General features: G+C 67.5%; 8 protein-coding genes. 2 read left to right on the forward strand and 6 right to left on the reverse strand.

All coding sequences use genetic code 11. From position 1 onward, the window contains the following. Nucleotides 1-80 precede the first annotated feature (80 nt). The 5 genes from ypfH to purB all read right to left on the reverse strand — a co-directional run bounded on the left by ypfH (nucleotide 81) and on the right by purB (nucleotide 8,924). Complete coding sequence (gene ypfH, locus ACIQ67_RS12730; RefSeq protein ID WP_397534742.1) at nucleotides 81-794, reverse strand: esterase; 714 nt, start codon at nucleotides 792-794, stop codon at nucleotides 81-83. Nucleotides 795-867: 73 nt separating this feature from the next. After that, entirely contained in the window at nucleotides 868-4,191 is a 3,324-nt protein-coding gene (locus tag ACIQ67_RS12735; RefSeq protein ID WP_397534743.1) for a PAS domain S-box protein, read from the reverse strand. A 132-nt stretch (nucleotides 4,192-4,323) separates the two neighbouring features. Then, nucleotides 4,324-5,160, reverse strand: a complete 837-nt coding sequence (pyrF, locus tag ACIQ67_RS12740; protein WP_397534744.1) for an orotidine-5'-phosphate decarboxylase — start codon at nucleotides 5,158-5,160, stop codon at nucleotides 4,324-4,326. Nucleotides 5,161-5,233: 73 nt separating this feature from the next. Next, the gene (locus ACIQ67_RS12745) at nucleotides 5,234-7,447 is read right to left on the reverse strand and encodes an EAL domain-containing protein (RefSeq protein ID WP_397534745.1); all 2,214 of its coding nucleotides are present in this window, start codon (nucleotides 7,445-7,447) and stop codon (nucleotides 5,234-5,236) included. Between the two features lie 109 nt (nucleotides 7,448-7,556). Continuing rightward, a complete protein-coding gene (gene purB / locus ACIQ67_RS12750) occupies nucleotides 7,557-8,924 on the reverse strand; it encodes an adenylosuccinate lyase (protein WP_397534746.1) in 1,368 nt (455 codons plus the stop codon). A gap of 163 nt (nucleotides 8,925-9,087) precedes the next feature. Here purB and ACIQ67_RS12755 point away from each other — a divergent pair, with 163 nt between their 5' ends. Together ACIQ67_RS12755 and ACIQ67_RS12760 are read left to right on the forward strand one after the other, a co-directional pair. Beyond that, a complete protein-coding gene (locus ACIQ67_RS12755) occupies nucleotides 9,088-10,371 on the forward strand; it encodes an amidohydrolase family protein (RefSeq protein WP_397534747.1) in 1,284 nt (427 codons plus the stop codon). A gap of 178 nt (nucleotides 10,372-10,549) precedes the next feature. Continuing rightward, a complete protein-coding gene (locus ACIQ67_RS12760) occupies nucleotides 10,550-11,179 on the forward strand; it encodes a glutathione S-transferase family protein (RefSeq protein ID WP_397534748.1) in 630 nt (209 codons plus the stop codon). Between the two features lie 36 nt (nucleotides 11,180-11,215). On the opposite strand, the gene ACIQ67_RS12765 is transcribed toward ACIQ67_RS12760, so the two are convergent. Further along, nucleotides 11,216-11,884 (reverse strand): hypothetical protein, encoded by a 669-nt coding sequence (locus ACIQ67_RS12765; protein WP_397534749.1) that lies wholly within the window; start codon nucleotides 11,882-11,884, stop codon nucleotides 11,216-11,218. Between the last annotated feature and the right edge of the window lie 13 nt (nucleotides 11,885-11,897).

Consider the following 11,897-nt stretch of genomic DNA (forward strand, 5'->3'; position numbering starts at 1 on the left):
CAGCAGCAGTGAAGGCGCTGCGCCTCTGGTGTCGGCATGCATGCCGGCGCCGCGTGCAAGCGGCGTGCCGGGCGTGTCCGTCAGTGCTTGATCTGCTCCTGCTCTGCGGCGGCCAGCACGGCCTCGCGCCACAGCCGCGCCGGCACAAAGGTGCGCAGCTGCGTCATCGCCTTGTCGATCAGCTCGGCATGCAGCTCATGGCCGATACCGGGGCGGATGTCGGCGGTGACATCGGCACCCAGCTGCAGCAGGGTCTGGGCGGCCTCGACCACATGCGGGTAGGGCAGCACCTCGTCGGCCATGCCGTGGAAGAAGTGCAGGCACACGTCCTGCGGCGCCTGCTCGGGCAGGCGGGCATAACGGCTGCCGAAGGCGAGCACGCGGCCCGCCAGCTGCGCCTCGGCCTGCACCGCCTCCAGCGCCAGTATCGCGCCTTGCGAGAAGCCGGCCAGCGCCACCCGGTCCCAGGACAGCTCGAATTTGTCAGCCCAGGCGCGCACGGTCGCGATGAAGTCCGGCAGCGCGGCGGCCACCTGCTGCGCCTCGTCGGCGCCGTCCTCGCTGCCATACCACTGGAAGCCCGCGCCGCCGCCGGGCAGGCGCGCATCGGGCGCGGGGCCGTCGATGGACAGCACGGCAGCCTGCGGGTACTGCGCCTGCAGGGCCTGGGCCAGCGGACGCATCTGCGCGGCATTGGCACCCTGGCCATGCAGCAAGACGAACAGCAGGTCGGGCTGGCCGTTGTTGGGCAACAGCGCCAGGGCGTGCGAGCGGAAGGGGGCGGGGGAATTCATGGCGTGATTGTCGGCGCAGATGGGTCCGCAGGGAGGCCCCTCTCGGCAGCCGCCGACTCACTCACTCAAGCACTCACTCGCGTTTCCGGATCAGGCGGACGAGGGTGTCGCGCAGGCGGGGGGCGTCGATCGGTTTGGTCAGGAAGTCGTTCATGCCAGCGGCCAGGGCCTCGTCGCGCTCGGAAACCAGCGCGGCGGCCGTCAGCGCGACGATGGGCAGCTGCTCGGCATTGAAGCTGCGGCGCACCTCGCGCGTGGCTTCGTGGCCGCTCATCACCGGCATCTGTACATCCATCAGCACCGCGTCGAAGGGCTTGCCCATGCTGGCCTGCGCATTGATGGCCTCGACGGCCTGGCTGCCGTCGCTGGCCTGCGAGACTTCGATGCCCCACTGCTCCAGCAGGGCTACCGCGATCATCATATTGACCGGGTTGTCTTCGACCATCAGCACGCGCCGGCCGTGCAGGTCCTGGTTGTCGCGGGCTTCGCGCAACGTGGTGCTGATCGGCGTGGGGGCGCCGGGTAGCGGCAACTCGGCCCAGAACACCGCACCCTGACCCAACTGGCTGTCGACACCGACGCGCCCGCCCATCAGCGTGGCCAGCTCGCGGCAGATCGACAGGCCCAGGCCGGTGCCGCCATAGCGGCGGGTGGTGGATTCGTCGGCCTGCGTGAAGGGCTGGAACAGGCGCTCGTGCAGCGCCGGGTCGATGCCGGGACCGGTGTCGCGGACTTCGATACGGATGTGCTCGCGGTCGTCCGTGGCGCTGGCGGCGCGGGCGACTCGCACCTCCACCGCGCCAGCCTGGGTGAACTTCAGCGCATTGTTCAGGTAGTTGCTGATGATCTGACGGGTGCGCACCGGATCGCCGACTACCCATGCGGGCACATCCTCCGCCACATCGATCTTGAAGGACAGACCGCGCGCCTGGGCCAGCGTCAGATAGGCCAGGCGCATGGTGCCCAGCATGTCGCGCAGCGCGAAGGGCACGGTCTCCAGCGTCAACCGGCCGGCCTCGATCTTGGACAGGTCCAGGATGTCGGAGATCAGCCCGGACAGGCTCTCGGCGCTGTCCAGCATCTGGTCCAGGTATTCGCGCCGGGCGGCTTCCTGCAGATCGGGCTGCTGCAGCATGCGCGCCAAGCCCAGCAGACCGTTGAGCGGGGTGCGGATCTCGTGGCTGGTGTTGGCCAGGAAGGCGCTCTTGGCGCGGTTGGCCGCTTGCGCCTCGTCCTTGGCCTGCGCCAGTGCGGCTTCGACGCGGCGCTTCTCGGTGACGTCTTCCAGAATCCAGATCGTGCCGCCGCGGCTGGGGTGGTTGGGGTCGACCGCCTTGGCCAGGATGCGGCACAGGAACAGCGTGCCATCGTGGCGGCGCATCGAGCGCTCGGTCTCCACCTGCTCGCCCGTCTCGAAACGCGGGCCCAGATCGGCGGCGACGCCGGCATAGGCCTGCGGATTGGGCCAGACTACGCTGGCATGCTGGCCCAGCAGCGTGCCGGGCGGCCAGCCGAACATCTCTTCGACCAGCGGATTGACCTGCACAAAGTGCTGGTCGCGCGTCAGGCAGATGCCGATGGAGGCGTTCTGCAGGATGGCGGCGTGCACCAGGCGGGTTCGCTCAGTCTCGGTCACGTCGCGGGCGTTGATCACCAGATAGGCTTGGCCCTCCATATTGAAGGGAGCGGCGGACAGCACCATGGAGATCACTTCGCCGGATTTGGCGACGAAGTTGAACGGCATGTCACTGATCCGTCCGTGCTGACGCACCGCGCTGACGACGCGATCGCGGTCGGCCAGGTTCTGCCAGATGCCCAGTTCGTCGGCGGTCCGGCCCATCACTTCTTCGGCCGCATAGCCTGAGAGGCGCTCGAAGGTCTTGTTGACCATCGCATAGCGGCCCGAGTTCATCTCGGTGAGCGTGATCACGTCGGGGCTGGTGGCCACCAGATGCGACAGCAGGCCCTCGGAGCGGCGCAGCGCTTCCTGCGCGCGCGAGGTCTCGGTCTGGTCGATGAAGAAACTCAGCGTGGCGGGGCCGCTGGCGGCATCCACGCGCACGCTGGTGGCCTGCACCAGGCGGCGCCGGCGCGACAGGGTGCGCAGCTTGAATTCAGCCATCGGCAGCAGCGCGCCGATCGGCAGGGTCTCCATCTTGGCGGTGCGCTGGCGTGCGCGCTCGTCATCGCCCGGCTCGTAGTGCGAGAACAGATCCTGGCCGATCATGCTGGCGCGTTGCGTGTAGCCGAACATGGCCATCGCCGCCGGGTTCACGTCCAGCACACGGCCCCAGCGGTGCAGCACCAGCGGGCTGGGCGAGCGGCGGAACAACTCCCGGTAGCGGGTTTCGGTGGCGGCCACGGCCTGCTCGGCCTGAACTTCGTGCGTCACATCGCGGCCGACGCCCCAGTAGCCTTGGAAGTTGCCCTGGGCGTCGAAGCGGGGCTCGCCGCTGATCGAGACATAGCGTGTGCCGCCGTCCGGTGCGCGCCGGCGGGCCACCAGGCCGTGGAAGGGCCGGTGCGATTCAAGATCGGCGCGATGGGCGTCCAGGTCGTCGTCGGACAGCCCCAGCTGTTCGATGTCCCAGGGCGTCTTGCCGAGCCGGGTCTGCAGGTCCAGGCCGGAGGCGCCGGGCTGGTCCTCGGCCACATGTGTGAAGCGGAACTCGCGGTCCATCTCCCAGTACCAGTCGGCGGCCATGCTCAGCAGATGGCGAAAGCGCGCGTTGCGTTCGGCCGCCTCACCCAGCGAGCGGCGCAGCATGCGGCGGGTGCCCAGGCCTACGATCAGGCCGATCACCAGCAGCAAGAGCTGCGTGATGCCGGGGCCGAAGATGCGATGGTCGGGGCCTAGCACCGGCCGGCCCATGCCTTCCAGTTGGTCGGGGCCTAGCACCGGCCGGCCCATGCCTTCCAGTTCGGCCCAGCCGACGCAGCCCAGCGCAGCCACGCCAAGGGTGAACAGCGCCAGGCCATGGCGCGTGCCGTGAACGGCGGTGCTGAGCGCCACCATCAGGCCGATGGCGCCGAGGCTGCCGGATTGAAGACCGAACTGGCGCGAGATCGCGATGGCTGCTGCCACGCCGATGCTCAGACCCATGATCAGCAGGGCCAGTGCCCGGCCATGCCGGGCCGGCCCCTGCCAGATGGCTGCAGCGCTCAGCACGCAGATGCCCCAGGCCATCAGCGGCGGCAGCAGGCCGCCCAGGGGTTCGTTGCTGCCGATGGTCAGCCACAGCAGCGTGCCGGTCACGGCCGAGATCAGGGTGCTGGCGAAGAGGAAGATGCGCGTCGAGTGGCGCTGCACGCTCTCCTCGAGCGCGAGGCGCTGGGACTTGCCCGAGGCGTCTTCGCCCACCAGGCTGCTCAACTCATCCAGGGTGTCCTTGATCACGATGCCGACCGGTTAACCAGGGGCAGATCGCCCGCAGAGGGCGGAGTCTGCGTCAGAACCAGCGGTGGCCAAGCACCGGTCAGCGCCGGAAATCCTCCGCAGATCGCTGCCGACGCCAAGGCTGCGCATTAGTTAACGCGCTGGGCGCAGCTGCTCGCGCGTGGCCTGCGCGACGCGGCGGGCCGCCGCCGCGAAATCGTCGCCGGCGCTGGCGTACAGCACCGCGCGCGAGGAGTTGACGATGATGGGGCCGCTGCTGCCTTCGGCCGTGCCGCGCCAGCCGGCTTTGACGGTGGCCGCGGCGTCGCCGCCCTGGGCGCCGACGCCGGGGATCAGCAGCGGCAGCGTGGGCGCCAGTTCACGCACCCGTTCGATTTCGCCCGGGAAGGTGGCGCCCACCACCAGGCCGAGCTGGCCGTTCTTGTTCCACTCGGTTTGCGCCAGCTGGGCCAGATGCTCGTACAGGCGCGGCTGCCCGGGCACATCGGCCAGGCGCTGCATCTGCCAGTCGTTGCCGCCGGTGTTGGAGGTGCGGCACAAGAGGATGGCGCCCTTGTCCGGGTAGCGAAGGTAGGGCTCGATGGAGTCGAAGCCCATGAAGGGCGACAAGGTCACCGCATCGGCCTGGTAGCGCTCGAAGGCTTCGCGCGCATATTGCTCGGCGGTCGAGCCGATGTCGCCGCGCTTGGCGTCCAGGATCACCGGCACATGGGGGGCGACGCGCTTGATGTGCGCCATCAGCTGCTCCAGCTGGTGTTCGGCGCGGTGCGCGGCAAAGTAGGCGATCTGTGGCTTGAAGGCGATCACCAGATCCTTGGTGGCATCCACGATGGCGGAGCAGAAGTCGTAGATGCGCGAGGCATCGCCCTTCCAGGCGCCGGGAAACTTGGCAGGGTCCGGGTCCAGCCCCACGCACAACAGGGAGTCATTGAGGCGTTCGGCGGCGTGGATCTGCTGGATGAAATTCATGGGCTGTGCGGGTGTGGGCCAAGGTCTCGCATTGTCTCGCTTTTGCCTGTTTCTCCGCGCTTTTGCCTCCCCCTCAGCCCGGGTGCGTTCGAACGAAAGCTTCGAAGTCGGCAGCGGGCAGCGGACGGCTGAACAGATAGCCCTGCACTTCGGTACAGCCGCGTTCACGCAGGAATTCAAGCTGCCCCGGCGTTTCCACGCCTTCGGCAATGGTGCTCAGCCCCAGGCTGTCGGCCATGCTGATGATGGCGCTGACGATGGCGCGGTCTTCCGGGTCCTCGGTGAGGTCGCGCACGAAGCTCTGATCGATCTTGAGCTTGTAGACGCGGAACTTCTTCAGGTAGCTCAGCGAGGAATAGCCGGTGCCGAAGTCGTCGATGGACAGGCGGATGCCGCGCGTATGCAGGTCGTTCATCAGGCTGATGGCACCCAGCGGATCGCCCATCGCGACGCTTTCGGTGAGTTCCAGCTCCAGGAGCTGCGGGGGCAGGCCGGCGTCAGAGAGCACCCGGCTCACGAGTGCCGGCAGGTCGGCGTGGCGGAACTGCACCGACGACAGGTTGACCGCCATGGCCAGATCACCCAGGCCGGCGTCCAGCCACTGGCGCAGCTGGTAAGCGGCGGTGCGCATCACCCACTCACCGATCGGCAGGATCAGGCCGCAGCTTTCGGCCACCGGCACGAACTCGGCCGGCGAGACCGCGCCGAGCTCCGGGTGCTGCCAACGCAGCAGCGCTTCCGCGCCCATCACGCGGCCGCTGCGCAGATCGATCTGCGGCTGGTAGTGGAGTTGCAGCTGATTGCGCTCCAGCGCGCGGCGCAAGGCGTTCTCCAGCGTCAGGGCCCGCACCGACTGGGCCTGCATCTCGCCAGTGAAGAAGCGCAGCGCATTGCGTCCGTCGCGCTTGGCGCGGTACATGGCGGTGTCGGCGCACTTGCACAGGGTGTCGAAGTCGTGGCCGTCATCCGGGTAGAGCGCGATACCGATCGAGGGGGTGACCGCCAGCTCGGTCTGGTCCACCTGAAAAGGCTGTGCGGCCAGCTCCATCACCTTCGTGGCTACATGGGTGGCGCCCTGCATGTCGGTGCCGGGCAGCACCAGCACGAACTCGTCACCGCCCAGACGGGCCACGGTGTCCTGCTCGCGCACGGCCGAGCGCAGCCGTGCCGAAAGCTGGCGCAGCAGCTCGTCGCCGACTCGGTGGCCGAGCGAATCGTTGACCTTCTTGAAGTGATCCAGATCGAGGAACAGCACCGCCAGTTGTTGGCCATGGCGCCGCGCGATCTCGATGGCCTGGTCGCTGCGGTCTTTCAGCAGCACGCGATTTGGCAGGCCGGTCAGAGCATCGAAGTGGGCCAGACGCTGGATATGCGCCTCGGCTTCCTGCTGCTCCTGGATTTTCTGCTGCAGCGCCTGCACCGATTGGCTGAGCTGCTGCGTGCGCTCGCGCACCAGGTGCTCAAGCTGTGCCTTGGCGCGCACCAGGGCGGCCTCTGCCTCTTTGCGCGCCGTGATGTCCATGGTGATCCAGATCGAGCCCTGCGACAGGTCCTTGGCGTCGATCGCATTGCTGCGCACTTCGCAGTGCAGCGGGCTGCCGTCCTTACGGCGCAGCACCATCTCGCCCTGGAAGACCTGGCCAGCCGCCAGCGGCGCGTAGCAGCGCCGGCCGGCCTCTTCCCAGTCGGCATCGGTCAGGTACCACTGGCGCGAGGAGCTCCCGTCGAGCTCGCCGGGCGCGTAGCCGAACAGCGCTTCAAAGGCACGGTTGCAGCGGGTGACGCGCCGGTCGCGCAGGAACACGATGCCCACCATGGCATGGTCGAAGATCAGTCGCTGCTCTGTGCTGACCTTGGCCAGTTCGACTTCGGCGCGCTTGCGCTCATCGACGTCGTCGACGATCCAGATCGAGCCGGCCGCCGTGTCATTCGGGTCGATCATGCGACCCGTGAGGCTTGCCCAGAACAAGTCGCCCGATTGGCGCCGCATCAGGCGCTCGGTCTTGAAATGCTGGCCGGTTGCCAGCACCGGATAGGCTGCTGCGCCCAGCTGCTTGAAGTCACGCTCGCTGGGATACATCGAAAGACTGCTGGCGCCCACCACCTCCTCGGGGCGGGCGTAGCTGAAGATCTCGGCATAGCGCTGGTTGCAGCGCAGCAGCACACGCTGCTTCACATAGACGATGCCGACGCCGGCGTTCTCCAGGAGCAGGTCGCGCTCACGCAGCGCCTGCATCATCTGGGGGTCGATCTCGCTAGGGCCGGCGTTCGGGGTCGGGCTGGGCATCGATCAAGTGCGCCCTGCAGCGGGCCGGTCTGTGGCAGACAGTACCCATTGTGGTGCAGCCCGACGAAGGCTGCGCATCCGAGCAGACCCTGGATGTTGCCCCAGTTCCTCAGATGCGGCCGGCCAACTCTGCGGCTTTGCCGGTGTAGCTCCCCGGCGTCAGGGCCAGCAGGCGCTGCTTCTCGGCCTCGGGCACTTCCAGAGAATTGATGAAGGCCTGGAGGGACTCGCGCGTGATGGCCTTGCCGCGGGTCAGCTCCTTCAGGCGCTCATACGGGTTGGGCAGGGCGTAGCGGCGCATCACGGTCTGGATCGGCTCGGCCAGCACTTCCCAGGCGCTGTCCAGATCCTCGGCCAGTGCGACCTCGTTGACCTCCAGCTTGTCCAGACCCTTGAGCAGCGACTCGTAGCCCAGCAGCGCATAGCCCAGGGCCACGCCCATATTGCGCAGCACGGTGGAGTCGGTCAGGTCGCGCTGCCAGCGGCTGATCGGCAGTTTCTGGCTCAGGTGGGTCAGCAAGGCGTTGGCGAGGCCGAAGTTACCTTCGGCGTTCTCAAAGTCGATCGGGTTGACCTTGTGCGGCATGGTCGAGCTGCCGATCTCTCCGGCCACGGTGCGCTGCTTGAAGTAGCCCACCGAGATGTAGCCCCAGACATCCCGCGACCAGTCGATCAGGATGGTGTTGACGCGGGCGAAGGCATCGAACAGCTCGGCCATGTAGTCGTGCGGCTCGATCTGGATCGTGTAGGGGTTGAAGGCCAGGCCGAGCTGCTGCTCGATGACGTTCTTGCTGAAGGCTTCCCAGTCGTGCTCGGGCCAGGCGCTGAGGTGCGCGTTGTAGTTGCCCACGGCACCGTTCATCTTGGCCAGCAGCTGAACATCGGCGATGCGCGCGCGTGCATTGCGCAGGCGGGCCACCACGTTGGCGATCTCCTTGCCCACGGTGGTGGGGCTGGCGGTCTGGCCGTGCGTGCGGCTGAGCATCGGCACGGAAGCCAGCGTGTGGGCCATGGTGGCCAGCTTGTCGGTGATGCGGTCCAGCGTGGGCAGCATCACCTGTTCGCGTGCGGCCTTGAGCATCAGGCCGTGGCTGGTGTTGTTGATGTCCTCGCTGGTGCAGGCGAAGTGCACGAACTCGCCGGCGGCCTTCAGCTCGGGGCTGTTCTCGAAGCGCGACTTCAGCCAGTACTCGACCGCCTTGACGTCGTGATTGGTGGTCTTCTCGATGTCCTTGATGGCCTGCGCATCGGCTTCTGAGAAGCGCGTCACCAGCCCGCGCAGCAGGCCGCGCGCGGCTTCCGACAGCGGCTTGAACTCGCTGAAACCGGCGTCTGACAGCGCGATGAACCATTCCACCTCCACTTGCACGCGGCGGTGCATCAGGCCGTACTCGGACAGCAGCGGGCGCAGAGCGGCCACGCGCGAGGCGTAGCGGCCGTCCAGGGGAGAGAGGGCACTGAGGCTGGAGAGGTTCATGGCAGGTGGGCGGCTGGGGCCGCTGAGCTTGGGGCAAACCCGCGGATTTTACGGGCAGCACTCTTCGCAGTGACGCCTGATGCGCCAGACCGGCACATCAGGCGTGCAGATGGCGCGATCTATGCTCGACCCTGTTGCGATCAGACTGCCAAGGACCAAGCCCATGAATGCCCCGCTGCTGTTGCGAGATGTGCGCCTGCCCGACGGTCGCGCCGGCCAGGACTTGCTGGTGCAGGACGGCCGCATTGCCGCCATCGGGCCGGCGTTGCAGGGCCCTGCGGACGTCGAGGTCATCGACGGGCGGGGCTTCCTGCTCAGCCCGCCCTTCGTCGACGCACACTTTCATATGGACGCCACGCTCAGCCATGGCCTGCCGCGCGTCAACGACAGCGGCACCTTGCTGGAAGGCATTGCGCTTTGGGGTGAATTGAAGCCGCAGCTGACGCAGGAGGCCTTGGTCCAGCGTGCGCAGGCCTATTGCGATTGGGCGGTGGCCAAGGGCCTGCTGGCGATCCGATCGCATGTGGATGTGTGCGATGAGCGGCTGCTGGCGGTGGAGGCGCTGCTGCAGGTGCGCGAGCGGGTGAAGCCCTATCTCGACCTGCAGCTGGTGGCCTTTCCACAGGATGGCGTGCTGCGTTCGCCGGGCGCGATGGCGAATCTCAAGCGTGCGCTGGACATGGGTGTGGACGTGGTGGGCGGCATTCCGCATTTCGAGCGCACGGCCGAGCAGGGTGCGGCCAGCGTGAAGCTCTTGTGCGAGCTGGCGGCCGAGCGCGGCCTGCCGGTGGACATGCATTGCGACGAGAGCGACGACCCGCTGTCCCGCCATGTCGAGACCCTGGCCAGTGAGACGCAGCGCCTGGGGCTGCAGGGCCGCGTCACCGGCTCACATCTGACATCCATGCATTCGATGGACAACTACTACGTCTCCAAGCTGATCCCGCTGCTGGCCGAGGTGCAGCTGCAGGTGGTGGCCAATCCGCTGATCAACATCACGCTGCAGGGCCGGCACGACAGCTATCCCAGGCGCCGCGGCATGACGCGCGTGCCCGAGCTGCTGGCCGCGGGCATCAACGTGGGCTTTGGCCACGACTGCGTGATGGACCCCTGGTATTCGCTGGGCAGCGCCGACATGCTGGAGGTGGCGAGCATGGGCCTGCATGTGGCACAGATGACGTCGCAGGCCGGCATGCGGGCCTGTTTCGATGCGGTGACGGTCAACAGCGCGCGCATTCTGGGCCTGCAGGGCTATGGCCTGGCGCCGGGCTGCTTTGCCGACTTCGTGCTCTTGCAGGCGCACGATCCGGTGGAGGCGCTCCGGCTGCGGGCACAGCGCTTGCTGGTGGTGCGCCGGGGTCAGGTCTTGAGCCGCATGGCGCCGGCTCAGGCTCGGATCAGCTTGCCTGGCGAGCCGCCACGCACAGTAGACTGGCTGCGTCCTTGATAGGTGGGCGCCGCTCCCGCTGGCGCCGAGCAGTGTGGCGGCGCGGGCGTAGGCTGGCAAGCCCCCGGAAGAAGCCCTGTTGTTTGCATCGTATGCCCCGTGCGCGCATGCCGAATCCGCCCAGGGCGCTTCGATAGAATCCACCGGCAACAAGGACTTCGGTCCCATTCAAAGCCTCATGAAGCTCATCGGTTCACTCACCAGCCCCTACGTCCGCAAGGTCCGCGTCGTCATGGCGGAAAAGAAACTCGACTACCAGCTGGTGCTGGAAGACGTGTGGTCCAGCGACGAGATCCTGAAGATGAACCCGCTGGGCAAGGTGCCTTGCCTGGTGATGGAGGGGCAGGACGCGATCACCGGCGCCGTGTTCGACTCGCGCGTGATCGTGGAGTACGTTGACACTCTGTCGCCGGTCGGGCGACTGATTCCTGATCGCGGTCGCGAGCGCACGGAGGTGCGCACCTGGGAGGCGCTGGCGGATGGCCTGCTGGATGCGTCCGTCCTGGCACGCCTTGAGCAGACCTGGTCCGGCCGCAGCGCCGAGCAACGCAGCCAGGCCTGGACGGATCGCCAGATGAGCCGCGTGCATGCGGCCGTAGCCGCCATGGCCCAGGGCCTTGGAGAGCGCAACTGGTGCTCAGGCAATCACTTCACGCTGGCCGATGTGGCGGTGGGTTGCGCGCTGGGCTACCTGGATTTCCGCTTCCCGGCGATTGACTGGCGTTCCGCCCATCCCAACCTGGCAAAGCACTACGAGAAGCTGGCGGCTCGCCAGAGCTTCATCGATACCAAGCCGCCTGGGGTCTGATCCAGGCTCGTACGAGCCTGGGGTGGCGGGCTTGCATCAAGCGGCGCCGGACAGGACAGGGCGCCGGTGGTCCGAACGGCGATGCAAGGCGGCGTAGAGCTCGCCCACGCGCTGGCCGATTTCCTCGACGCCCAACTGCCAGCGTTGTGCGATCTCCTTGTCCAGCAGGCCGTGAGAAAACAGGCTGAGCAAGTGCTGCTGCGCCACTGAGAGCCCGGCCTCAGTCGCCCGATGGTCGTGACAGGCCGCCACGCAATGCGCTTGGTGCAGCTCGCTGCGCGGCATGCCGAAGGCGTGCAGCAACTGGCGTGACAGGGCTGGTGAAATGCAAGCGCGCTGGGCTTGCAGCCCGGCGACGGCCTTGACCAGGCCGACCGCGTCACGCTCCAGGCAGTAGGCATGGGCGCCGCTGGCCAGCGCTGCAAACAGCTCCGGGTCGTCAACCATGGGTGTCAGCAGCAGCACACGGGGCAATGGCCGAGGCAGGCGCTGCAACAGCGCACGCGCTGGACCGTCCAGCAGACGCAGATCGCAGATCAGCAGATCCGGTGGTGCAGTCAGCAAGGCCTCAAGCGCGCCACGCCAATGCTCGCTGCTGCCGCTGCAGGTCCAGGTGCCTTCTTGCGCCGAAGTGTGGGCGCACAGAGCCTCGCGGCTTCGGAGCAGGGCTTGCCGATTGCGGCGCAGCAGATAGACGGAAGGCATCGAGGGGCAGCAG

It is taken from the genome of Roseateles sp., assembly GCF_044373315.1.
Taxonomy (GTDB): domain Bacteria; phylum Pseudomonadota; class Gammaproteobacteria; order Burkholderiales; family Burkholderiaceae_C; genus JACDQM01.

Coding starts and splice junctions, on each gene's coding strand:
- ypfH (WP_397534742.1), bottom strand. CDS start 794: ATGAATTCCCCCGCCCCCTTCCGCTCGCACGCCCTGGCGCTGTTGCCC.
- pyrF (WP_397534744.1), bottom strand. CDS start 5,160: ATGAATTTCATCCAGCAGATCCACGCCGCCGAACGCCTCAATGACTCC.
- ACIQ67_RS12745 (WP_397534745.1), bottom strand. CDS start 7,447: ATGCCCAGCCCGACCCCGAACGCCGGCCCTAGCGAGATCGACCCCCAG.
- purB (WP_397534746.1), bottom strand. CDS start 8,924: ATGAACCTCTCCAGCCTCAGTGCCCTCTCTCCCCTGGACGGCCGCTAC.
- ACIQ67_RS12755 (WP_397534747.1), top strand. CDS start 9,088: ATGAATGCCCCGCTGCTGTTGCGAGATGTGCGCCTGCCCGACGGTCGC.
- ACIQ67_RS12760 (WP_397534748.1), top strand. CDS start 10,550: ATGAAGCTCATCGGTTCACTCACCAGCCCCTACGTCCGCAAGGTCCGC.
- ACIQ67_RS12765 (WP_397534749.1), bottom strand. CDS start 11,884: ATGCCTTCCGTCTATCTGCTGCGCCGCAATCGGCAAGCCCTGCTCCGA.